Below are 19,513 nucleotides of genomic sequence, written 5' to 3' on the forward strand. Positions count from 1 at the left end.
TACCCCGGAGCTCATACACGGTCCGCTGCAGCACGACGCTGAACTTCTTCCGGATGAGCGCCGGGTCCGCGTCTCGGAGATCCCGGATCGTGTGGATGTCCAGCATCGCGAACCGCTTCTTCAACCGGCCGGCCACACCCCAGATCTCATCCACCTCGAGCGAGTCCATGATCCGGTCCTGCTGCGCAGGTGTGTACGCATCCCAATGGCCGACACCCCCGAGCGCGGGCGTCTTCTTCGCGCCGTGGTTCACGAGCTTCGCCAGCGTCTTCGACGGTGCGATGCCGACACAGACGGGCAGCCCGACATGCTTCTTCACGGCCGCGCGCATCTCCCTGGCTGCCCGGATGAGCTCCTCCGTGGACCCGCGAAGATGGACGAACGCCTCATCGATCGAGTACACGGAGAGGTCGTAGCTGTACCGACCGAGCAGCTCCATCGTCCGACTTGAGAGGTCGCCGTAGAGCTCGTAGTTGGAGCTCTGCGCGACCATCCCCCACACCCGTGCCTGGTTCTCCAGCTTGAACCACGGGTCGCCCATCTGCACGCCGAGAGCTTTCGCCTCTGCGGAACGGGCGACGACGCAACCGTCGTTGTTCGACAGCACCACGACTGGGATGCCCTCAAGCTTCGGGTTGAACACCCGCTCGCACGAGACGAAGAAGTTGTTCACATCGACCAGGCCGATTCGGCGCGGTCCTCGATCACGCACGACGCCGCCCTAGGTGACGTGGTGCAGGCACCGGGTGACGACGCCCCACACCTCGAGCGAGCCGAGCTCCGGCACCGGGATGTCCGGGAACGCCGGATTCTCGGACCGCAGGGCGACCCGGCCGTCACGACGAACATGGATCCGTTTCAAGGTGAGCTCACCGTCGAGCACAGCGATGACGACGCTTCCGTCGCCCGCCGTGAGCGACCGGTCGACGATGACTTCGTCGCCGTCGTAGATCCCGGCGCCGATCATCGAGTCCCCAGCCACCCGGACGATGAACGTCGACGTCGGATCGTTGATCAGGTGCTCGTTCAGGTCGATGGGGCCGTTGTAATAGTCCTGGGCGGGGGAGGGGAACCCGGCGGGTACGGCGATGGGCGCCAGGAACACCGGCCCGGAACGTACGACGTCGGAGATGGTTGCCGGCCGGACTGTGAGCACCTGCATGCCCGGCACCTCCGTTCGAACGTGTGTTCGAGTGTACGCCGGACGGGCCGGAACGGCGACGCCGAAGGAGCCTCACATTGGCGACCTCGGCCTCCCCACATGGTGCAGGGAGGCCGCGAGGCCGGACCGGACTAGAGCGTGATCGTGAAGACCGCTTCGACGCCCTCCGGGAGGTCGCCTTCCACCGGGGTCACGCCGACCGTGGGGAACCACTTGACGTCGGCGGCGGTGAGCATGGCGGTCATCGTCCAGTCGAGTCGCTCGTCGATCCAGATGACGGTGCCGGCCTCGTCCTCGGCGTGAGCGACATAGGTGGCGCCGCTCGTGTTCCGCTCGACGCGGAGCGTCTTGGCGCCGTTCACGGTGCGCCCCACGCCGACGACACCGGCGATCGCCGCCCTCGTGATGGACTGCGCGGCGATGTCGGTCATACTCAGCGGCTTCTTGTTGCGGCGTTCGTTGAGGCGTTCCTCGGGGGTGGTCATGCCACGTACATGCGCGGCACCGCTCGCGTCACGCCCAGTTGCCGTCCGGCCTCGGGGGAGTGGAGATCGGGTATCTGGCCGCGGTGTTCCCGCCCGGGCTGTGCGCTGCCACGTAGAGCTCGTGGATCCGTTCGCACGCTGATCGGAGCGTCGCCCCGTATCCGATGTGCTCGCCCTCATGTTCGGCTCGGTACTTCGGCTCCCCGTCGACGCGAACCAGGCGGATCATGCCGTACTGACGCCCGGACGGGTCGATCATCCGCCACGTACCAACCGGACCTTCAACGGCGGAAACGATCGGATGCCAACGGGAGACGTCTTCAGCCAACGGCGGCCCACGTCGTGTCCAGCACCGCCAGCTTGCAGGTCCGGCAGGTGTACAACCCTCGGACTGTCACGCACCGGGTCCCGCAGTTCGGGCAGTCCGGTTCAGTGGTCGTGTTCGCCTCCATGCGGGGAGTTTACGTCGACCACACCCTCCGCCGTTTCGGCCGCACACATGGTCATCATGACCAACACCTTCCGCGACCCGAACGGCACCCTCCGCGAGCACGGCGGCGAGTTCGCCGCCGAGACGCACAGCCCAGCAGCTGTCGCTCTCGCGTTCGCACCGGCACCCGGCGAGATCGTCGCCTCGTTCAACGACGAGGAAGCCGGGCCTGTCCGCATCGTCGCCAGTGACGAAGGCGCCGGCGTGTACGAGTTCCAGGCATTCGACGGCAACGTCACCTTCGACGTCGAGGAGGATGACGCCACCGTCGATGAGATCCGAGTTGCCGGTGCCGCCGCGTACGACGCGGACGTGTACGGGCAGCGCGGCCTCGGCCTGTACGACCTCACCGCCAACGACCGGGACGACCTGATCGACGGGTACCTCGCATCGATGCTGTGGACCGCCACCGACGAGGAAGGCAACGAGCTCGGCAAGGGCCGCACCACCGCGGACTTCACCGACGAAGCGGTCGCATCCGCGAAGGAAGACCTCGACGGCTTCGTCGCCGGCAACTGGGGCCTCGTGCAGCGATACCTGACCGAAGGACGCAGCTACGCGGACCTCGGCCACGACTTCAACCTCACCCGCAACGGCCACGGCGTGAACTTCCGCGACCGCGGCCTCGGGGAGCTCGGAGAGCACCTCGCCGACATGGCCCGGCCCGCCGGCGGCGTGTTCGTGTACGTCGGCGACGACGGCAAGCTCCACAGCCAGGGGTGACCGTGAACGCCGCCGCGCGTCTCCGCGACCGGATCGGCCGGTTCCGCCGTCATGCTCACACCAGCTCAGAGGTGACGCTCGACTCGGCGCCGGTGCCCGACGACGGCCCGAGCGACGCGGACCTGTACGACCCGTCGGCGTTCGCCGGACCGCCCGCGATCCCGCCGGAGAAGCCGTGGTTCAGCAACCAGGACGGGCTGGAAACCAGCTGGCGTCCAGCGCAACGCACCAACGACGTCAGCCTCATCCGCGCCTGGGCTACGAACGCGAACGCGCACCGCTACCTGGTCCTGAACCCGGCCACCCCAGCGGATGTGCTCCGGCACATCTGGATGCGCGGTGACGGGCCGGACATTCGGGTCCTCGCTCACCAGAACACCCCGATCCGTTTGATCGCAGACGCCCGTCACTCCTCAGACCAGACCATCGCGCTGCACGCCAAGCACGAGTACCGGCGCCGGCTCGGGCTGCCGCACACCCAATAGCCATGCCCGCACAGCGAGGAAACCAGACGGCCGTGTCGACGAAGACCGGCCACCGTTCCGTGTTCAACCGCGGAGCGTTCCGTGGGCGATCGCAGACGCCGGCGGAGCAGGCCGACCTGCTCGGGATCATCGACGTGTCCTACGGCGGCGTCGAAGAGCTTGCGCAGTTCTCTTCCGACCAGGAGTTGCTCCTGAAACTCGCCTACGACGAGCCGGCAACGCACATGTACCTCGCCCACAATCCGCACGCATCCGAAGACGTGATCAACGAGGTGTGGCGGGTCTCTGCCGAGCAGCCCGGGGTCGCCCGTGCGGTCGCGTACCACCAGAACACCTCCGAGTACGTGCTCCGCCGTGCGTACCTGTCGAAGGAAGCACCGCCCGAGTATCAGGCGTTGTTCGTCGGCCACCCGGCCACGCCGGCTGTTGTGCTCGAGTTCGCGTGCCGCGACCCGTACTGGCCGATCCGTGAAGCGGTCGCCTGCCATGCGAACGCGACGCCTGAGATCCTCGAGCAGCTGATGAACGACCCGCTCGAACGGGTGGCGCAGCTCGCCGCGAACAACCCGGCGAGGCACGCTCGCCCGGCGAAGAAGGGCCGCTGGGCCTGACCGCAGGGTGAGCCCGCGAGTTCACGTCCGGTCAGCGCAGCTGGATGTTCATCTCCGTCTTCCATCGGGCGCCGCTGCCGGCGAACGTCCAGTAGAAGGTACTGCCCTTCAGCGGGGTGCCTTTCCCGTCCCCTTGGATGGTGTTCGTGAAGATGGGCCAGCGCCGCTCGTGGATTTCGAACTCAAGGTCCGGAAGGGTCACCGACTTCGTCCGTTCTCCGATGATGTCGTCGTTGTTCTCGAAGAGGTCGAAGAACCATTCGATGAGGTCATCCACCCACGACTCCACGTATCCTGCGATGTACAGGGCGACCGGTGCGGGGACGGTGACTCCGATGGCCCCGCCTGCGGCCACGATCCCAGCTGCGATCAGCTCGTCGGTGACCTTCTCCTGCAGGTATTCGCTGGCTTCGTCCATGAAGTCGTTGTATGTGCCGCCGCTGTCCTTCTCGATGGCCGTCACCTGGAACGACACCGCTCTCGGGAAGACTCCGTCCGTGCCCTCGATGTCGACCGTGCCGATCGTCTTGTCGGGGTCCTTCTTCGTTGTGCCCTCCTTGATGCTTCCGAACTTCGTGTAGAAGGGTGTGACCTTGCCGATGTCATTGATTGCGACCACGGCGAGGTGAACGGTGTCGGTCGCTGCCGTGAAGATGGAGTCATCGTTGGACTCTTCGACGAGCACCGACTGGAAGAGCAGGTCAACATGCTTGACCTTGGGAAGCTGGTTCGGCCCAACTTTCTGGATTTCGTCGTCGACGATGGCGCCTTGCACCCTCTTGAATCGGGCGAGGGTGCGGCCGCGAGGGCTTTCCGTCAACGAGTCGAGGGTGGACCGGACCGGGGCGGGCAACTTCCTGAGCGCGCGGAAGCTGGCCCTATCGAGCGGCGTGGAAATTGGGATCTTGGTGTACGGACCGAGTACCGCCACCCGCTGGGAGAGGTCGAGCAGAGATTGCCGGCGGAAGTATCCGTGGATCGACGTCTGCTGGTCCTTCGGGAGGTTGTTGAAGAACGCCGCGAAGCGCTTCTCTGCACCGTTTCTGGCGAGATCTCCGACGGTGTACCGTTCGCCTGCCAGTAGGAATTCCTGGAAGGCTTGATGACCTTGGTCTGCTCCGGCTCTGCTCAGGGCGCTATCGATCTCGCCCTCTACTGCTGTCATGGTGTTACCTCGGATCTGGCTGACGGGCGCCAGCCCGAAACCCACTTTGGCCCTCCGCTTGGGTGTCGGTCCAGCGTTTCTCGCAAGTTTTCCGAGTATTTCTCATTAATGACGTGAGAAATCGCTTGCCGACCTGCCCGCGCATGAATGGTGCATGCCTCTCGTCGACGTTCATGAGCTCGCAGCCGACCTCGGCGTCAAGCACACCGACCTCCTCGCGAACGCCCGCGCCGTCCGCGCGCACGTAAGCAGCGCAGGCGGCGCCCAGTTCATCGACTCGCGGCACATCCCGAGACTCCGAGGAGCGATCGCGTTCGGCCCTGCCGTATCGAAGAAGCAGGCGAAAGCTCGCGCTGACGCGGTCGCTGAGGCGGTCACCGTCAACGTCCGTGCACGCGGGCAGAAGCCAGCAACGGCTGTCCTTCACCTCGGCCCAACCAACTCCGGGAAGACGTACGACGCGCTCCATCGCCTCGCCGGATCCCGCACCGGGACGTACGCGGCGCCGCTCCGGATGCTCGCACGCGAGGCGTACCAGAAGCTCGTCGCGCTCGTCGGAGCCGACGGGGTGGGGCTCATCACCGGGGAGGAGTCCATCAGCCCGGACGCCCCGATCATCTGCTGCACCGTCGAGATGGCACCGATGGCGGGAGACACCCTCGTCGTCGACGAAGCCCACTGGGCCGCCGACCCGGACCGCGGGTACGCGTGGACCAGGCTCCTCCTCGGCGGCGACTACGACCTCATCGAAGTCGCCGCGAACCGCGGCGCCGAACCGTTCCTGCGAGCAGTCCTCGCCGACGTGGACAACCTCACCGTCCAGTACCACGACCGTCTCGCCCCGCTTCACTACGCCGGGCAGACCTCCATCTCCGACATCCCAGACCGGTCGCTCCTCGTCGCGTTCTCCCGCCGCGCCGTCCTCGAGCTCGCCGGCACCCTCACCCGTCACGGCCGCCGCGTCGGCGTCCTCTACGGCGCCCTGCCCCCGGAGACCCGCGCCGCCCAGATCGACGCGTTCATCGACGGGCACCTCGACGTCATGGTCACCACCGACGTCATCGGGCACGGCATCAACGTCCCCGCCGAGCACGTCATCTTCGCCGAGACGACGAAGTTCGACGGCAACCAAGTCCGGCCGCTCCTCACCTGGGAGGCGGCGCAGATCGCCGGCCGAGCCGGCCGGTACGGGCTGACCTCCGGAGGGACCGTCCGCGCACTCCGACCAAGCGGCGGGTACGGCGCCGACAAACGAGTCGTCCGGGACGGCACCGAAGCGGCAGCCGGCCGCGCCAGCGACGGGCTCCACGTCACCGAAGGGAAGCTCCGCCCCACCTTCGCCGACCTCGGAAGCCCAGAACCCGGCGACCTCGGACGCGCGATCGCCGCGTGGGGTGAACGAGCCACGGAACTTCTCGCACACCGTCCCGGGGTCGAACCGCTCCCCGTCAACGCCCTCGTCACAAGGTACGAGCAGGCGTGCCGGCTTGCGAAACTCCCCATCGAGCACGGCTTCTCCCGCGGCTGGAACGTCGACGGCGTCACCCTCTGGCAGGCGGTCGCGGTGCCCGTGAACACGGAAAGCCCTGCGTACCGGGTGCTGATCGACGCCCTCACGGCCGGTCAGGGCGCCGCGGCGAGATCCGGTGCGGACCTCCTCACCGAAGTCCGGACCCTCGCCAGCGGATCCCTCGAGGACGCCGAACAGGCAGCCGCGACCTCCCGCGACCTCATGATGCTCGCCCGGTCCTTCCCGGACCTGCTCTCGTTTCTGTGGGACGACGCCGCCGAGCTCGAACGAACCGCGTCCCAGGCGATCACCAAACGCCTCGGGCGGAAGCTGCGACCTGCCAAGCGCCGCAGCACCCGGAAGGCGGCATCGAGCACGCCCACGCCGCGCACATAGGCGGCATGACCACCAACCAGAACCGCGCCGACGGGCGCACCGCCAACCGTTACGGCCACATCAACCGGCCAGGCACGTTCGGCACGAAGCCGCTCACCCGCGCGGACGCTGGCATCCTCGGAACCCGCATCGACCCTCGCGAAGGCATGAACATCGAGCTCGGGCCCCGCAACCCGGACAGCCCCATCCAGACCGCGCGGCTCCGATTCGAAGACCGCGCGTGGGTGCTCGAAGCGGACCAGATGGTCGACATCGAATGGTTCGCACCGGACGACGTCGGCGACAAGCACGCCTGGGCGATGAAGCACCGCCACGCGATCGACTGGTTCCTCCGCGACCGGTACGACATCGACCCGGACCGCACCCCCGAAGACACCGTGTACGACTACACCGCCTCTCTCGAAGACCTCTCCGCGACCATGACGGAGGAGCGAGCACTGCAGCGCCTCTGGGACGAGACGAACCTTGTGCAGCTGTGGAACGAGATCGACTCCGGCACCGACGGCGAGGAGACCCTCGAACGGCTCGTCGCAGAGCACCTGGAAACCGTCGTCGTCACCGACACTTGGGGTGCAGCGGCCGCCGACGTCCCCTGGGGCGACATCGACGCCGCTGTCGACAACGGCAAAATCGACGACCGCATCGCCGGCGCGATCGCGAAGAGCATCGACGACGCGGCCAGGATCAACTGGAGCGGCAAGTTCTACCGGTACGCCTCAGACATCCGTGACCTCTACCGCAAGGGCTACGTCGACCGGGTCACCCTCATCTCCAGCATCGACAAGCTCCTCGACACCCAGGAAGGCGAAGACGAGCACGGCGACTGGCTGCGCGCGCTGCGCCGCTGGGCCGAGCGGTAAACGTCCAGGCGGCGGGCCGCTGCCCGGGCCGTCGCCTGCCACCCCACGTCACCGCGCATGAACTCTCCGGAAGGGAGAGCCACATGGACTACTCAGTTCGCCTCGTGCGCCTCATCAACGACTACGCCCCCGGCGCCCGCACAGAGCTGAACGACGGGGTAGTCACCGTCCAGGAATGGCACCGCGGAGCCCTCGCACGGCAGCTGCAGTCCAGCCAGTCGCACGACGCCCGCACCGCGCTGCGCCTGCTCGAGGTCTGCGACGGGGTGATCGCCGGTACCGACATCACCCGACTCGCCGGCGCGCTCGAACGGGCCATCCGCGACGACCGACGCGCCGACCAGATCCGACGCGGCCGCATCCCAGGCGCTCTCAGCGCCCGCGAAGCGCTCGACGTCGCGAAGCGTTTCGGCGTCGGCGGAGGCTTCCGTTGAGCGCCACTGACCGGTCCTTCAACGGTGGCCGGTACCCGCAGACCGGCGCGATCGGCGTCCTCCAGCAGGTCCGCGGTGACGGCATCCGGATCGGCGACACGCTGATCAGCAGGCACGGCGCAGAACTCATCGCCGACCGAGTCCACCCGTCCCCGCACCGCCCGAACATGATGATCGTCGACACGGACCTCGGGGAGTTGCACGTTCCGTTCGCCCGGGCCGTCATCGTCCGGCGCGCAGGAACCCCATCGGAAAACCGCCTCTCATCAGGTGCAAAGAAAATCCTTGCATTCGCTGGGAATATCCTGACAAGATAAGCGGCTGTACCTTCCCGGACGGGAAACCGTACAAGCGGGGCAACCCGCGCATGAGTCACCTGCCGGAGAGAAACACTCCGACAGCCGCCAAGCGCTCGAACCACACGGTTCCCGCGCATGGTACAACTGCGGAGGGCAACAGCCCCGAGCACACCAAGGCCAACCGGCCACCGAACGAAGGAGAGAACGTGGCACCCACCATGTTCCAGCACGAGAATCACGGCCCCAGCGCCGCGATTCGTCGCGCCTCCGCGCTCGGATGGCCGACGTCCACCTTCGGCTACCAGCTGAAGTCGGACGACGCCGGAACGGTGACTCACATGTAGTGGCACAGCCACACTCGAAACTTCGAGGGAGTCACCAGGAGGCGGAAGCCCAGGTGGCTCCCTCAGTCGTTTAACCCGCACAACTCAACACGCACGAACACCTAGGGGGTGTAGCTCAACTGGAAGAGCAGCGGTCTCCAAAACCGCAGGTTGCAGGTTCAAGTCCTGTCACCCCTGCCGCGATCCTCCTCTGATGTAGGGGACGGGATGGTAGGGCCCGCAAAGCCCGTTGAGAACTCCACAGTGGATGAAGACAAGCCGGAGGCCGGACGTTGCACCAGCAGCGCCCGGGGCCAAACTCCGGCACCCCTTGAGCGCGGCCGCGCACCCGGCCGCTGCGTAACGCAGGCCGGCATCAGCCGTGGCCGCGCTCGAGGACTTGGATGGTTGGCAGAGCGGCCGAATGCGCGCGACTGTAGATCGCGAGACTAGTTCCACGGGGGTTCAAATCCCTCACCATCCACCGAGCACGGAAGCAGACGCCCGCAAAGCCGACGCACTGAAACCGCGCAGATCACCAGCCGAGGATCACGGGACCGCAATCCCGCCTCGGTACCCGTGCGGGAGGTGGACGCGGATGACCGCTGAACAGGAGCTGCTTCTCCCCGGAAGGACGTGAAGGGGCGGCGTAGCGCACCGAAACCAGCGCTTACGCCTCCGTAGCTGAGATGGTCTAGCAACTGGCTCTTAACCAGTGGACGCAGGTTCGAGTCCTGTCGGGGGCACCAACCCTTCCCGCGCATGATCTGGTCGAGAAGAAGGAGAAACCGATGACCAAGCACTCCAACCCGGAGTACGCCCAGGCGATGCGGGAACTCCGCCGCTCGAGCGCCGCCGGCAGCCACGCCGACAAGCGGTCGAAGCGTGCGAGGACCCGCAGCGCAGCCAAGTCGAGGGCGGTCAGCGACTACCGCTGACCGGTCCGCGGGCCGAGCCCGCGCATGAACGCGTTCGGGACGTCGAGAGATCGGCGGGCTCGAAGCAGGGCCCTGTAGCTCAATTGGGAGAGCACCACACTGTCGATGTGGGGGTAGCCGGATCAAAACCGGTCAGGGTCGCAAAGCCAACCGGAGGCGTCTGGGAGGCTCAGGCAGGACAGGAATCCCGGGATTGTTGGCCCCGGCAGCTCCAATTGGGGCTGTGGTGTAGACGAGTGGGTGGCGTTACGCAGCGTCCACCCTTGTGAACACGCCGAACCTGCCGAATCCGCCCTTGTAGCTCAGTTGGGAGAGCGCGCGCTTGAAAAGCGCGAGGCCACTGGATCAACACCAGTCGGGGGCACGGAGCGCGAATGATGGACTACCGGCAGGCCACCGGTGCGGTTTCGATCACCGCCGCGCACCCCAACTTTGGGTCCCGTCTAGCTCCGAGCGGGAAGCGTAGAGGTAGGTGCCGCAGGCCACGGCCGGCATCGGAGCCCCAAGTCGTATCCGGGAGTCTGTTCGCCGTCATCTGCCCCGGACGAAGTAAGACGGCTGAGCGGTTTCATGCAGTGGCCCGCCTGGTGAGTCCGAGCAAAGCTGCCGCATCCGCCACGGTGCGCGGTCCGCCCTCCTTCTCAGGGCGGACCCCGCCGTGTGCGCCCCCGGAGCGGTCGCATAGTGGCCGAGTGCGCTCGTCTTGAAAACGAGTGGGCGGTGCTGAGCCGTCTCCTGGGTTCGAATCCCAGTCGCTCCGCCAGCCGCGGTTAGGCCCGCCAGACGGACGGTGCGTGATTCGCTTCGACCGCCGATTTCGTTTCGATGTCGGCGTACAGGCGGAGGATGTGGATGCAGATGTCGTCGCCGTCCTCCCATTCGTCGTCCTCCGCTTCGGTGGTGGGGACGGAGTCGTGGGTGCAGCAGACGGCTGGGCCGACGAACCCTTGCTCCTGTCCTTCGCGGAGCCATTCCTCGAACCTTTCGGCTCGTCCTGCCTTGTCGGCGGTCGTGTCGTACATGCGGATCCCTTTTGTGGTGCGGTGGGGTCCGTCTCCGATGTGTGCGGCCGCTGGTCGTGCATCGCACCGACGGTCGATTAGCTCAGCAGGTCAGAGCGCCGCCCTGATAAGGCGGAGGTCCCCGGTTCAAGTCCGGGATCGACCACCATTCACGCTGCCGGCCGGCGCAGCACCTGCAGTCGCAGGGTCCGATCTCCGCGCAGCTTCGCGGCAACGTACCGGTGGCATCCGTCGAGGATGACGACCCGTCCGTCGCGGGTTTCGATCGCGAGTGGGCCCGCGGCGCCGTAGAACGAAACCTCGTCATCCCAGGTGGTCTGGTCCCACTTGTCGTGGTTCACGTACCAGGCGAGCGCGTCCGCTCGAAGCTCCGACTGCACGGTCCCGTCGATCCGGTCGATCGGCATGTTCTCCGGTTCAGGGAACCCGATCATGCCGGCGTCTTTCAGCTCGAGCAGGTAGGTCGCGTCCGCCTGTTCGGACGGTCCGCCTCCTTTCACCCCGAACGCTTCGATCGGGATGAGGTAGGTCTCCCAATCCCCGTCCCACCAGCCGTGCTGGTCGACGGCTTGTGCGACCAGGTCGGCAGGGGAGGGCACGGTGATGGTGATGTCGGAGGCGGTGTTCAACGCGATCCGGCCGCCGTTCGTGCCGGCACCACCGCGGACGGTGCCGTCGTCGGCGATGACAACCTCTCGGCCGCCGATGACGGCTCGCTTACCTGCCGACATGATGACCTCCCGAAGTTCGTCTCGTCTGACCACTGGTGAGTGTGCGGGGAGATCACAGATTTAGTGCTCCGGTACGGCGCCCGGAGAGCAGCGGCGGACAGGTGATCGAGCGCCCACCTGTCCGCGCGGTGAGCATGCCCGTCTGGCGGAACGGCAGACGCGCTGGCCTCAGGTGCCAGTGTCCGAAAGGGCGTCCGGGTTCAAATCCCGGGGCGGGCACCGAACGCGCATGACACACCCGAGCCGAACGGAACGGAGATCCCATGCCCAACCCACAGTCCGCCCTTGTCACCGGCACGCCGTACCGCCGGAAATCGGACGGCGTCATGTTCCGCCTGGTCGCACGCTTCCCGCACGTGATGCTGAAGCAGTCCGCCGGCGGCCCGCTCATCACCACCTCGGCGCGGCTGTCCGCGGACTTCGAAGAGGTCCCGGACGCGTCGTAGCCCGCGCATGGTCTCTCCGAGAAGAAGGAGAACCCGCATGGGCACGTTCAGCGAGACCATCGTCGTCCGCAACGACGGACAGCATCCGACCGCGAAGAACGTCTGGGAAGCGGCAGTGGACAGGTGGCATGACGAGCGGGAGAGCCGATACGCGAGCCTCCGCTCGTACGGTTTCGACGTCTACCCGACCCAGCCTGCCGGACACCACGTCGACCTGGACCACAAGCCGAGCGAGGTCGGCGCGATCTTCCCGATCGCAAACCCCGAGGATGTCATCACGACCTCCCGGAAGTTCACCGTCGAGCTGACCGAGCCGGAGCTCGCCAGCTTCCTGGCGAAGGAATGGCCGGCCGACAGGGCGTTCTGGGCGAAGATCGACGCGCAGTTCCCCGGCCAGTTCATCGACCCGCAGACGGTGAGGTTCACGCCGCCGAAGCAACGGAAGGCGGTCGCGAAGACGACGGACGGGAAGCTCACCACCGTGTACGACCTCGTCGAGACCCGCGAGAACCGCTACGAAGCGGTCGTCGCGCGCGACTTCGAGTCCATCGCCGCAGCGAAAGCCGCCGGTGTCGACCTCATGAACGCAAGCACCTACAAGACGCTCGAGGTCCGCGCCCGCATCACCCGCGACGGCAACGCCGCCCTCGCCGTCATCGCACGCCCGGTGGACAAGAACCGAACCGTGAAGGTCACCGGCACCGTCGACGTGCGCACCGTGAAACAGAACGCCCGGATCGACGAGTGGGAATGCGTCCTCTGGTACCACCACTGACCCCACGTTGCGGGATGGCAGCCGCTGCCCGAGCGCTGCCATACTGCGGCGATGAGTGACCCGAACACGTCCCTGCCTCCCGCCGGATGGTATCCGGACCCTCAACGCCCAGGCGCATCCAGATGGTGGACCGGTTCGGACTGGGCACCGCCGTCACCAGCCACCATCACCCCCGCAAAGCCGGCCAGCAACGGGTTCGCGATTGCGGGATTCATCGTCTCGATCGTCGCTGCCGGCAGCTTCATCGCCTCCAACCAAGCGACAGCCATCGCAGTCGTCGGGCTGATCCTGTCCGTCTTCGGCGTCAACAACGCCAGGAACCGGGATGGCGTCGGCCTGCAGCTCGGATGGTGGGGTGTTGGGATAAGCCTCGCTGGGCTCATCTTCGCGCAACTGTGGCGACTGATCACCAGCTGAACCTCGCCCACCAGGCACTGACGCCGGATCCCGCGCATGTACTCACTGCGTCTCGACCGTCCCGACCCCCGGCGCGGCCCCGCGAGGCGTGACCGAGTAGAAAGAGAGCCCCCTTGGGCACCAGTGCAACCACCGTCGTCCTGAAGGACGAGCAGATCCAGAACGCCGAGCAGGCCATCGAGGCCGCGTTCGAGCGCATCGTCGAGGGACTCCGCGACCGCGGCGTCCCGGTGAACCCGTCGCAGCCGGCAGGCATCGACACCCCAGCCGGTGTCACCCCGATCGCCGCGGACTCGCACGTCGTCCGCAAGAACTCGAAGTTCGCCGTCGAGGTGTCCGAGGCGAAGGCTGTCGCGTTCGCCGGCGGTGACGACAACGTCAAGGCGGAGATCATCGCCGCCATCCAGGCGAAGTTCGCCGGGAAGATCGTCGACGTCGACACCATCGAGTTCGCCGCCGTGAAGCTCCGCCGCGCCGCCTCGGTCGCCGCGACCGGCAAGGCGACAAAGACGTTCGCGATCTACGCCACCGGCGTGGCCGACCCGATCGCGGACGGCTTCGAGAAGGTCACCGACGCCAAGCGCACCGCCGTCGAGCTCGTCAACAGCGGCGAGACGTCGTACACCGAGCTCGAGGTCCGCGCGGTCGTCGGCAAGGACGGCAACGCTGCCCTCGTCAAGGTCGCCCGCCCCGTCGACGCGGACCGCACCGTCAAGGTGGCCGGCACCGTCGACGTCATCACGATCAAGGCGAAGGCTCCGGTGGAGTCGTTCGTGGTCGTCCTCGCCGCGTAGCGGCTTCTGCGGGGCGGTCGGAGTTCACGCTTCGAACCGCCCCGCACACCGCGGCGGAATCGCCGCATGTCCCAATTTCGCCCGGCTTTCCGGGCGTTGATCCCCTGTAGCTCAGTTGGCAGAGCGGCGCCCTGTTAAGGCGAAGGTCCCTGGATCGAGACCAGGCGGGGGAGCAAACGATCGTCGCTCTGGGCGCACCCCGGACCGGCGGTCGGGCCGGCACTTTGATTGCTACGGCATCTGCCGGCCGTCTCGATCCCCAGTTGGGCAATTGGCAGCCCAGCGGACTGTTAATCCGCCGCTCGCAAGAGCATGTTGGTTCGAACCCAGCCTGGGGAGCGGAAACGGGCACCGCCCGCGCATGTACGTGTCGTCCGAAAGCTGAGAAGCTCCGGATCCCACAACCGTGGCAGCCGGCAGGCCGCCGCGCACATAGAGGAAGCGTCAGACGGTGCGTGCGAACGGCCCGGATGACGGGAAGCGGTCGTGGAGAGCATGGGAAGGCTCGCCTGCACACGACAGGCTCTATCGAGGCCCCGCCGGGCCCGCGTAGCGAACCGGCGCTTCCCACCAACGGGGATGTTTTGGTTTCGACATCGCCGGTTGCTTCGAAGAGAAGCGTGCCGAGGATCGCAGCGCCACCTCGCAAATCAGACGCTGCACCAATGGATGCCACTCGCACCCAGTCCGACTACGCCCTCGCCGCCTAACCGCAGCGAGACTCACGGCGAGTCCGTCGCACCGCCCGCAGGACACTGGTTGACAGCCAGGGCGGTCGACGTCAGCAAAGGTCAACCCGAACCGGAGCGCGGCCACAGCCTCTCCGAGGGTGAAGAAGTGGATAGGCCAGGCGGTCGTGCTGTTCATCGCAGCGACCAGGGCCGAGAAGCAGCCGACGATGAACTACGCACGTAGAAGGCTCCGATTGACCGCGATGGACCCGGGTTCGAATCCCGGCGTCTCCACTCGGTACAAAAGGTGGTACAAACCACCCTCGGGCATGTAGCTCCAACGGTAGAGCAGCTCCTTTGCACGGAGACGGTTGTCGGTTCAAATCCGACCTTGTCCACGAAGAAATACACCCCACACGCCTCTGCCGGCCCAGCCGGTCATGCGCAAATCGTGGTGACGGCAGCCCGGATGATCACCGGGAACCGCCGTCAGGCTGCACGGAGCCGGTGATCGGGCCGTGCCCCAAGGGCGAGGTCGCATAGTCCGGCCGAGTGCAGTTGCTTCGAAAGCAGCCGAGCGGGTCAAACCGTTCCGTGGGTTCAAATCCCACCCTCGCCGCGCAATCAGCCACCCAGGCCGAATCTCAGCCAGGGCTGGCAGCCACCGCGCCGAACCGGCGCCCCAACACGAAAGGAAGGACGACCATGTCGACCCTCACCGCACCCACCATCGACGACTTCACCGCAACCGACTTCGAGCAGCTCGCCGCAGCCGGCGCAGCCTCCGCCCGCCAGGGGAAGAGCCGCGACCTGATCGCAGCCCGCATCAAGCTCACCCGCCTCGACGGGTTCGCTCACGCGTCCTCCGTCGTCGCCGGACGGATCCACGCCCGCATGGAGCAGGTCGGCTTCTTCGGCGGCCGCGACCGCGCCGCCGCTGCAGCCCGCTGGGCGATCCTCGCGGACCAGTTCCGTGACGAGCTCACCGGAGCGGAGCACGACGCGCTCACCGAGACGTTCCGCACCGCCCTCTGACAGGAGGAGACCGTCTTTCGGCATGCCCGGAAGGCGAAGCCTCGACCGTGCGCGCCCTTGTGGCTCGCGTCGGTCGGGGGATCGGGAGCCGTGGCTGAGATGGCTGAAGGCGCCGCCTTGGACAGGCGGAAGACGTGAAAGCGTCTCGCAGGTTCGAACCCTGTCGGCTCCGCAATCCTGGATCGTTGGCTGAGGGGCCGAAAGCACCTGGTTGCTAACCAGGCGTGCGGGGCAGCCCGCACCGCAGGTTCGAATCCTGCACGATCCGCTCCGCGCACTGCAGGTGCGCTGATCCCCGATGGTCTGTTGGCATGGCCGGCGCGGCTCTGGTCCGCGTGCCCGCAAGGGTGCCCTGGTTCGATTCCAGGTCGGGGAGCTGTTCGAATCCCGTTAGGCGCTCCGCCGCGCGCAGCTCACGAGTTCGGCGGTGCCTCCTCCGGCTGCGGTTCACACTCACCGAGGAAGCCGAGGTAGCAGACCGCCTCATGAGACACCTCAGGCTGATCAATGACCTTCACACTGTCGGTGTTCTCGCTTCTCGAGAGCCGGCCCCAGCCGCCGAGGGTTTCGACGATCGCCCATTCGTTGCTGGCTCCGTCCGCCTTCATCTTCTGGGTCATGTCGTAGTGCCTGTCACAAAGGCCCTTGGAGAACTGGTCGAGGCTGAGCTCCGCGCACGAGTAGTTCCAGTCATTGACGTGCTCGTTGATGCAGTCGATCCACGCTTGCCCGACGTAGCACGGGTTCTTGTCGTCCATCGAGACGTGCCATGTGCCGTCGGGGACCTGCTCGATGTGTGAGGACTCGGCGATGTCCACCTTGGTCCAGTGATGCGCCGACGTGACCGCGAAGACGGCGAAGGCGGCGACCGCGGCGAGGCTGCCCGCAACGATGGCGACGGGAATCCACCAACGAACCCGGGGCTTGCGCTCCGGCGCATCCGCCGTGCTCGAGTAGGAGGAGTTCGGTTCGGGGGTCCCAGCTTCCGCGGCGAATCGCCAGGCGTTCAAGTCCGAGTCGGTGAAGCCGTTCGCCGCCAGCCAGCGCTCGTATGCGATCGCAGCCTTCGCGTCCTGCAGCAGTGCTGGACGTTGGGTCGGGTCGGTCATCCCATTAGGGTAGCCAGTCGCGAAACCCGGAAATCGCCCTCAGCGCGCCCCCGTTCGGGGGATTCCGCCGCCCACCTACTTGCTTGACCGATACCGACGCCGGGGACCTCCGGCACATGGTGAGCAGACGGAGAAGGAAGCCATGAACCAGTTCAATCCCAGCCAGCACCCGCGCGGCGGAAACCCGGCCAACCCGGGGGAGTTCTCCCCGTCCGTCGCCCGCGCCTCGGAGATTTCGCTCGAGGCGCCCACCGGCCAGACGGAGACTCAGTTCGCGGCGTTCGCCGCTCGTCGCAAGCAGCTGGACGCCGCCCGCACGGAGATCGAAGCCGCAGACGCGCAGCTCCTCCGGGACGCGGTGCCGGCGATCATCCGCGAGTTCCTTCCGCAGGCCACGTCCATCCAGATCGTCGACGACAACTGGGAGGAGTACTACACGGGCGGCGGCACCCTCACCCGGGCCGTGTTTCTCGTGAAGGACCGGTACGGCAACAAGGTGGCACTCCCGAAGGAGTGCCGCGAGCTGACAGACGGGTACCTTGCCCCGTTCGAGTCCGACGCCACGGCGCTCGACGAGCAGTTCGGCACGAGCAACAACGGCTGCTGGCCGCTCGTGTGACCGGTCCCGCGCATGACCTTCGCGGCAGACGAGCCGTTGGAGGCCATGTGCAGGACACCGCGCCGATCGAACCGATCGACGACACGATCGTCTACGAGCTCATGGGTTCACGGGTGGCGGTCACCTCCGTGCTGACGCCGGAACAGATCGGCGCGATCCGAACCGACGGCGGTGTCGTCCCCGTCAGATCCGCGGACACCGGCGCCGAATGGTGTGTTTCCGCGTATCGGATCGTCCCGCCAGGCTGGTGAGCCGCACACCTAGAACCCCATGACCACTCAGTTCGACGAAACCCAGCATCCCCGCGGCCAGGCAGGCAACGCCGGCCAGTTCCGCGCCGCAGACCCCACCGCAGCGCAGATCAAGCTCGAAGGCCCCGCCACGCCAGCTGTCGCGAAGTTCCGCCGACAGATGTGGATCAACGACAACGCCGTCGAACTGGACGTCATCGACGTCGACCTCCGTCCGCTCCTCGACACCCACGCCGTCGACGACATCGACCGCGGCGCCGCAGACCACGACTGGCTCGTCGACGAAGCCATCACCACAGGGCTCCTCAAGCCGTGGGCGGGCCCGTACACGCTCGACCTGAACACCGACACCCTCGACGACTACTTCGATACCCGACGCGCCGCCGGCGCCCTCCAGCCCGTCGCCGGCACGATCCGCCGGGACCTCACCGCCATCACCGCGAGCTGGGAGGGGGTCTTCGACGCGAAGCAGCGACTGGAACGGCTCGAGATCGAGCTCGGCAAGCAGGGCGTCACCGCGCTGCTCCTCGAGCGGTACCCGACCGCCAAGGACGTCGAGATCTACAACAGCCTCGAAGACGACGGCGAGGTCCAATACCAGGTCCGACGCGTCCTCGACGCAGACGGCAACATCGTCTACGACGGCGAAGACGAAGACAACGAGGAGTTCCAGGAGGAGCTCACCGAACACTCCATCGCACTCGACCGGTTCGGCATGCGATACCTCAAGCAGGAACCGGACAGCCGCCACGGCGGTCCCTGGTACGGCTTCACACTCTGACCCGCCACCGCAGCGGCGGGTCCGCCGGCAGCGCTTGCCGGCACCCGCCCGCCTGGTGAAACAGGTAGACACGCTGGTCTGAGAGGCCAGTGTCGCGAAAGCGGCGTCCGGGTTCAAATCCCGGGGTGGGCACCCATGCGTTCACGCGAACGCGCACGCCCGTCTAGCCCAATCGGCAGAGGCGACCCGCTCAACACGGGGAGGTTCCGGGTTCGAACCCCGGGATGGGCACCAACCGCGGCCTAGCTCAGTGGCAGAGCGCCGGTTTCATACTCCGGAGGCGCCGAGATCGATACTCGGGGCCGCGACCAAGTCCCGCGCATGTACCAACCGACCGGCCCCATCGTCTAGCGGCCTAGGACAGCGCCCTTTCACGGCGTCAGCACGGGTTCAAATCCCGTTGGGGTCACCAGCACAACGAAAGGAACCTCATCGTGAGCACCCACGACCTGTAGGTGACCGTCATCCGAGACCCCGTAGCCGCGGGGCATGACGGTCCGGAAACGGGGGAGCCCGAATGGCTCGCACTGAGAAGGACACGCCGCTCTGGGTTCTGCTGAACCGCCCGGAGAACATCGTCGGCTACCGCCACCGTTGCGGCGGCTGGAGCTACGGACGCCGCGAGAACCGCGCGGCCGGGTTCACACCGTGCGACGCGCACGAGGAGCACGACCGGTACGAGTACCGCCGCTGCCGCCCCATCCTGGCCTCGACCGTCCACTGGACGTACGACGCCTGCTGGGGCTGGAAACGGCCACGGAACGGCGGCCGCGCCGGCTTCGGTCATGACCGTGCCGGCAACCGTGCCGGCAACCGCGACGACCTCCGCGAACTGGTGAAGTTGCGTCGCGCCGCGCATGAGGTAGACGACTCACACCTGATCAACCAGCAACGCCGCCACACCGTCTACGGATGGTGGGCCGACTAGAGAGGAAGCACGTGCATGGCACCGAGCGCCGAGTCTTAGTGACCGTCGCGCAC

General features: G+C 66.8%; 26 protein-coding genes, 18 tRNA genes and 1 other RNA gene. 37 read left to right on the plus strand and 8 right to left on the minus strand.

All coding sequences use genetic code 11. The features are described from left to right. The 4 genes from GH736_RS04980 to GH736_RS04995 form a co-directional block, all read right to left on the minus strand. Positions 1-712: Y-family DNA polymerase (locus tag GH736_RS04980; RefSeq protein ID WP_162529545.1), on the minus strand; the 712-nt coding region annotated here is incomplete at its 3' end. A 9-nt stretch (positions 713-721) separates the two neighbouring features. Then, positions 722-1,162, minus strand: coding sequence for a LexA family protein (locus tag GH736_RS04985; RefSeq protein WP_159600838.1), 441 nt, complete (start codon positions 1,160-1,162; stop codon positions 722-724). A 131-nt stretch (positions 1,163-1,293) separates the two neighbouring features. Continuing rightward, positions 1,294-1,647, minus strand: a complete 354-nt coding sequence (locus GH736_RS04990; protein WP_159600840.1) for a hypothetical protein — start codon at positions 1,645-1,647, stop codon at positions 1,294-1,296. A gap of 28 nt (positions 1,648-1,675) precedes the next feature. Beyond that, positions 1,676-1,906, minus strand: coding sequence for a hypothetical protein (locus GH736_RS04995; protein ID WP_159600842.1), 231 nt, complete (start codon positions 1,904-1,906; stop codon positions 1,676-1,678). Between the two features lie 249 nt (positions 1,907-2,155). On the opposite strand from GH736_RS04995, the gene GH736_RS05000 reads away from it, so the two are divergent. The 3 genes from GH736_RS05000 to GH736_RS05010 are packed head-to-tail and all read left to right on the plus strand — an operon-like array spanning position 2,156 to position 3,956. Further along, the gene (locus GH736_RS05000; protein WP_159600844.1) at positions 2,156-2,860 is read left to right on the plus strand and encodes a hypothetical protein; all 705 of its coding nucleotides are present in this window, start codon (positions 2,156-2,158) and stop codon (positions 2,858-2,860) included. Further along, positions 2,857-3,345: a hypothetical protein gene (locus tag GH736_RS05005; protein ID WP_159600846.1), complete on the plus strand. Its 489-nt coding sequence runs from the start codon at positions 2,857-2,859 to the stop codon at positions 3,343-3,345. The genes GH736_RS05000 and GH736_RS05005 overlap by 4 nt, the downstream gene beginning before the upstream one ends. A gap of 2 nt (positions 3,346-3,347) precedes the next feature. Further along, on the plus strand, positions 3,348-3,956 hold the full coding sequence (locus GH736_RS05010; protein WP_159600848.1) for a hypothetical protein: 609 nt from the start codon (positions 3,348-3,350) through the stop codon (positions 3,954-3,956). Between the two features lie 31 nt (positions 3,957-3,987). On the opposite strand, the gene GH736_RS05015 is transcribed toward GH736_RS05010, so the two are convergent. Continuing rightward, positions 3,988-5,121, minus strand: a complete 1,134-nt coding sequence (locus GH736_RS05015) for a hypothetical protein (RefSeq protein ID WP_159600850.1) — start codon at positions 5,119-5,121, stop codon at positions 3,988-3,990. Between the two features lie 154 nt (positions 5,122-5,275). Here GH736_RS05015 and GH736_RS05020 point away from each other — a divergent pair, with 154 nt between their 5' ends. The 12 genes from GH736_RS05020 to GH736_RS05075 all read left to right on the plus strand — a co-directional run bounded on the left by GH736_RS05020 (position 5,276) and on the right by GH736_RS05075 (position 10,644). Then, complete coding sequence (locus tag GH736_RS05020; protein WP_159600852.1) at positions 5,276-7,027, plus strand: helicase-related protein; 1,752 nt, start codon at positions 5,276-5,278, stop codon at positions 7,025-7,027. A 5-nt stretch (positions 7,028-7,032) separates the two neighbouring features. Further along, positions 7,033-7,887, plus strand: coding sequence for a hypothetical protein (locus GH736_RS05025; protein WP_159600854.1), 855 nt, complete (start codon positions 7,033-7,035; stop codon positions 7,885-7,887). An 83-nt stretch (positions 7,888-7,970) separates the two neighbouring features. Continuing rightward, positions 7,971-8,321 carry a hypothetical protein gene (locus GH736_RS05030; RefSeq protein ID WP_159600856.1) on the plus strand — a complete coding sequence of 117 codons (351 nt, stop codon included), beginning with the start codon at positions 7,971-7,973 and terminating at the stop codon, positions 8,319-8,321. After that, positions 8,318-8,638, plus strand: coding sequence for a hypothetical protein (locus GH736_RS05035; RefSeq protein WP_159600858.1), 321 nt, complete (start codon positions 8,318-8,320; stop codon positions 8,636-8,638). The genes GH736_RS05030 and GH736_RS05035 overlap by 4 nt, the downstream gene beginning before the upstream one ends. 188 nt (positions 8,639-8,826) lie before the next feature. After that, positions 8,827-8,964 carry a hypothetical protein gene (locus tag GH736_RS05040; protein WP_159600860.1) on the plus strand — a complete coding sequence of 46 codons (138 nt, stop codon included), beginning with the start codon at positions 8,827-8,829 and terminating at the stop codon, positions 8,962-8,964. Positions 8,965-9,068: 104 nt separating this feature from the next. Beyond that, positions 9,069-9,141: transfer RNA gene (locus GH736_RS05045), tRNA-Trp, on the plus strand. Between the two features lie 204 nt (positions 9,142-9,345). Further along, positions 9,346-9,427: transfer RNA gene (locus GH736_RS05050), tRNA-Tyr, on the plus strand. 190 nt (positions 9,428-9,617) lie between these two features. Continuing rightward, positions 9,618-9,692, plus strand: a tRNA-Lys gene (locus GH736_RS05055). Positions 9,693-9,734: 42 nt separating this feature from the next. Further along, the gene (locus GH736_RS05060) at positions 9,735-9,881 is read left to right on the plus strand and encodes a hypothetical protein (RefSeq protein ID WP_159600862.1); all 147 of its coding nucleotides are present in this window, start codon (positions 9,735-9,737) and stop codon (positions 9,879-9,881) included. A 68-nt stretch (positions 9,882-9,949) separates the two neighbouring features. Beyond that, positions 9,950-10,022, plus strand: a tRNA-Asp gene (locus GH736_RS05065). 150 nt (positions 10,023-10,172) lie between these two features. Then, a tRNA-Phe gene (locus tag GH736_RS05070) sits at positions 10,173-10,245 on the plus strand. A 306-nt stretch (positions 10,246-10,551) separates the two neighbouring features. After that, positions 10,552-10,644: transfer RNA gene (locus GH736_RS05075), tRNA-Ser, on the plus strand. A 7-nt stretch (positions 10,645-10,651) separates the two neighbouring features. On the opposite strand, the gene GH736_RS05080 is transcribed toward GH736_RS05075, so the two are convergent. Continuing rightward, positions 10,652-10,903, minus strand: coding sequence for a hypothetical protein (locus tag GH736_RS05080; RefSeq protein WP_159600864.1), 252 nt, complete (start codon positions 10,901-10,903; stop codon positions 10,652-10,654). A 71-nt stretch (positions 10,904-10,974) separates the two neighbouring features. On the opposite strand from GH736_RS05080, the gene GH736_RS05085 reads away from it, so the two are divergent. Next, positions 10,975-11,051, plus strand: a tRNA-Ile gene (locus GH736_RS05085). A gap of 1 nt (position 11,052) precedes the next feature. Here the strand turns inward: GH736_RS05085 and GH736_RS05090 are convergent. Further along, positions 11,053-11,634 carry a hypothetical protein gene (locus tag GH736_RS05090; RefSeq protein WP_159600866.1) on the minus strand — a complete coding sequence of 194 codons (582 nt, stop codon included), beginning with the start codon at positions 11,632-11,634 and terminating at the stop codon, positions 11,053-11,055. Positions 11,635-11,770: 136 nt separating this feature from the next. Here GH736_RS05090 and GH736_RS05095 point away from each other — a divergent pair. From GH736_RS05095 to GH736_RS05155, 13 genes are all read left to right on the plus strand, one after another. Further along, positions 11,771-11,853: transfer RNA gene (locus GH736_RS05095), tRNA-Leu, on the plus strand. A 44-nt stretch (positions 11,854-11,897) separates the two neighbouring features. Then, positions 11,898-12,080, plus strand: a complete 183-nt coding sequence (locus tag GH736_RS05100; RefSeq protein ID WP_159600868.1) for a hypothetical protein — start codon at positions 11,898-11,900, stop codon at positions 12,078-12,080. 37 nt (positions 12,081-12,117) lie between these two features. Continuing rightward, complete coding sequence (locus GH736_RS05105) at positions 12,118-12,855, plus strand: hypothetical protein (RefSeq protein WP_159600870.1); 738 nt, start codon at positions 12,118-12,120, stop codon at positions 12,853-12,855. A 51-nt stretch (positions 12,856-12,906) separates the two neighbouring features. Beyond that, positions 12,907-13,272 (plus strand): DUF2510 domain-containing protein, encoded by a 366-nt coding sequence (locus tag GH736_RS05110; protein WP_159600872.1) that lies wholly within the window; start codon positions 12,907-12,909, stop codon positions 13,270-13,272. 113 nt (positions 13,273-13,385) lie between these two features. Beyond that, complete coding sequence (locus tag GH736_RS05115; RefSeq protein ID WP_159600874.1) at positions 13,386-14,066, plus strand: hypothetical protein; 681 nt, start codon at positions 13,386-13,388, stop codon at positions 14,064-14,066. Between the two features lie 100 nt (positions 14,067-14,166). Then, positions 14,167-14,239 (plus strand) — tRNA-Asn (locus GH736_RS05120). An 83-nt stretch (positions 14,240-14,322) separates the two neighbouring features. Next, a tRNA-Asn gene (locus GH736_RS05125) sits at positions 14,323-14,405 on the plus strand. A gap of 236 nt (positions 14,406-14,641) precedes the next feature. Beyond that, positions 14,642-15,034: a transfer-messenger RNA gene (ssrA, locus tag GH736_RS05130) on the plus strand. Between the two features lie 28 nt (positions 15,035-15,062). Beyond that, positions 15,063-15,135, plus strand: a tRNA-Ala gene (locus GH736_RS05135). Between the two features lie 130 nt (positions 15,136-15,265). Further along, positions 15,266-15,356: transfer RNA gene (locus GH736_RS05140), tRNA-Ser, on the plus strand. Positions 15,357-15,442: 86 nt separating this feature from the next. Next, entirely contained in the window at positions 15,443-15,772 is a 330-nt protein-coding gene (locus tag GH736_RS05145) for a hypothetical protein (protein ID WP_159600876.1), read from the plus strand. Between the two features lie 84 nt (positions 15,773-15,856). Next, positions 15,857-15,944, plus strand: a tRNA-Ser gene (locus tag GH736_RS05150). Positions 15,945-15,951: 7 nt separating this feature from the next. Next, positions 15,952-16,040, plus strand: a tRNA-Ser gene (locus GH736_RS05155). 145 nt (positions 16,041-16,185) lie between these two features. Here GH736_RS05155 and GH736_RS05160 read toward each other — a convergent pair. Continuing rightward, entirely contained in the window at positions 16,186-16,881 is a 696-nt protein-coding gene (locus tag GH736_RS05160; protein WP_159600878.1) for a hypothetical protein, read from the minus strand. Positions 16,882-17,023: 142 nt separating this feature from the next. On the opposite strand from GH736_RS05160, the gene GH736_RS05165 reads away from it, so the two are divergent. The 8 genes from GH736_RS05165 (at position 17,024) to GH736_RS05200 (ending at position 19,460) form a co-directional block, all read left to right on the plus strand. Then, positions 17,024-17,500 (plus strand): hypothetical protein, encoded by a 477-nt coding sequence (locus GH736_RS05165; RefSeq protein WP_159600880.1) that lies wholly within the window; start codon positions 17,024-17,026, stop codon positions 17,498-17,500. A gap of 47 nt (positions 17,501-17,547) precedes the next feature. Next, a complete protein-coding gene (locus GH736_RS05170; protein WP_159600882.1) occupies positions 17,548-17,751 on the plus strand; it encodes a hypothetical protein in 204 nt (67 codons plus the stop codon). A gap of 19 nt (positions 17,752-17,770) precedes the next feature. Continuing rightward, positions 17,771-18,532 (plus strand): hypothetical protein, encoded by a 762-nt coding sequence (locus tag GH736_RS05175; protein WP_159600884.1) that lies wholly within the window; start codon positions 17,771-17,773, stop codon positions 18,530-18,532. A 46-nt stretch (positions 18,533-18,578) separates the two neighbouring features. Continuing rightward, positions 18,579-18,664, plus strand: a tRNA-Leu gene (locus GH736_RS05180). Between the two features lie 25 nt (positions 18,665-18,689). Then, positions 18,690-18,766 (plus strand) — tRNA-Leu (locus tag GH736_RS05185). A gap of 2 nt (positions 18,767-18,768) precedes the next feature. After that, positions 18,769-18,843: transfer RNA gene (locus GH736_RS05190), tRNA-Met, on the plus strand. Positions 18,844-18,868: 25 nt separating this feature from the next. Next, a tRNA-Glu gene (locus GH736_RS05195) sits at positions 18,869-18,944 on the plus strand. A gap of 105 nt (positions 18,945-19,049) precedes the next feature. Continuing rightward, a complete protein-coding gene (locus GH736_RS05200; protein ID WP_159600886.1) occupies positions 19,050-19,460 on the plus strand; it encodes a hypothetical protein in 411 nt (136 codons plus the stop codon). The last annotated feature ends 53 nt before the right edge of the window (positions 19,461-19,513 follow it).

It is taken from the genome of Agromyces humi (genome assembly GCF_009720255.1).
Taxonomy (GTDB): domain Bacteria; phylum Actinomycetota; class Actinomycetes; order Actinomycetales; family Microbacteriaceae; genus Agromyces; species Agromyces humi.